This window comes from Stenotrophomonas sp. P5_A8, assembly GCF_056400545.1.
Genome location: NZ_JBFULB010000539.1, coordinates 1 through 1,402, shown reverse-complemented (window position 1 = coordinate 1,402; position 1,402 = coordinate 1). Strand labels below are relative to the sequence as shown.

Genomic DNA, 1,402 nt, shown 5'->3' with positions numbered 1-1,402 from the left:
GATTGCTTCTGCCGTAGAGCCGACCGTTGGTCGGCTGCTCTTGACGTGGCGTCACAGCGCACGACAGCCGACCAACGGTCGGCTCTACCCTGCCATCGCGCGCAACGTGATCCCGACGATGTAGGCCAGGTACGTCCCGGTCGCATACCCCATCGTCCCCAGCAGCACCCCGACCGGGGCGAGCGACGGGTGGAAGGCGGCGGCGACCACCGGTGCCGAGGCCGGTCCGCCGATGTTGGATTGCGAGCCGATCGCGAAGTAGAAGAACGGCACCTTCAACACCCGCGCCAACGCCCAGAGCAGCACGATGTGCACGGCGATCCAGATCAGGCCCAACAGGAACAACCACGGTCGATCCAGCAGCGCCAGCAGGTCCATCTGCATGCCGATGCAGGCGATCAGGAAATACAGCAGCAGCGAGCCCAGCTTGGACGCGCCAGCGCCCTCCAGGTTGCGCGCACGGGTGAAGCTGAGCGCCAGGCCGCAGGTAGTGGAAATCACCACGACCCACACAAACGGCGCATCCAGGCTGAACTGCGATGCCCAACTGACATGGCCCTTGAACCACGCCGAGACCGGGCCGGCGATCGCGTGCGACAGGCCGACCGTGCCGAAGGCCACCGCCACGATCAGCATCAGGTCGGTAAGACTGGCCACACGTTCGTGCTCGCTGCGGAATTTCTCGATGCGCAGCTTGAGTTCGTCGATGCCCGAGGTATCAGCACCGCTGCGCGCGTCGATCTTCGCCGCGCGGCCAGCCAGGAAGATCAGCGCCGCCATCCATACATAGCCCACGCCCACATCGACCACCGCGAACTGGCCGAAGGTGGTCGCGTTGACGTCGAACACCTCGCGCATGGCCAGCATGTTGGCGCCGCCGCCGATCCAGCTGCCGGCCAGTGCCGCCATGCCGGCCCAGGTGTCGCCAGCTACGGTGGCCGGGTGCAGCCACTTCATCACCTGGAAGGCCACCACCGCGCCGAGCATGATGCTGAAGGAGGCGCCCAGATACATCACGATCAGTTTCGGACCCAGCCGCAGGATGCCCTTGATGTCCACCGCCAGGGTGAGCAGCACCAACGCCGCCGGCAGCAGGATGTCGCGCGCGACCGGGTTGTACAGATGCGTGTTCTGCCCGTCGATCAGCCCGAACGTGTTGTAGATGCCCGGGATCAGGTAGCACAGCAGCAACGCCGGCACGACGGTGTAGAAGCGCTTCCACAGCCCCTGCTCGCGCGAGGCGGTCCAGAACACGGCGCCGAGGGTGGCGGCGATCAGGCCGAAGACGACGATGTCGTTCTGGATCAGGGCGGGTGCTTTCACGGGTGTGGCGTACCTGGAGGATGGGCGTGGGATCCCACACGTTTCGGGAAAACAATCACCTGTAGAGCCGACCGTTGGT

At 65.5% G+C, this 1,402-nt stretch carries 1 protein-coding gene; it reads right to left on the bottom strand.

All coding sequences use genetic code 11. From position 1 onward, the window contains the following. Positions 1–84: 84 nt before the first annotated feature. Positions 85–1,323, bottom strand: coding sequence for a DUF819 family protein (locus AC1DQP_RS20495; RefSeq protein WP_256776358.1), 1,239 nt, complete (start codon positions 1,321–1,323; stop codon positions 85–87). Between the last annotated feature and the right edge of the window lie 79 nt (positions 1,324–1,402).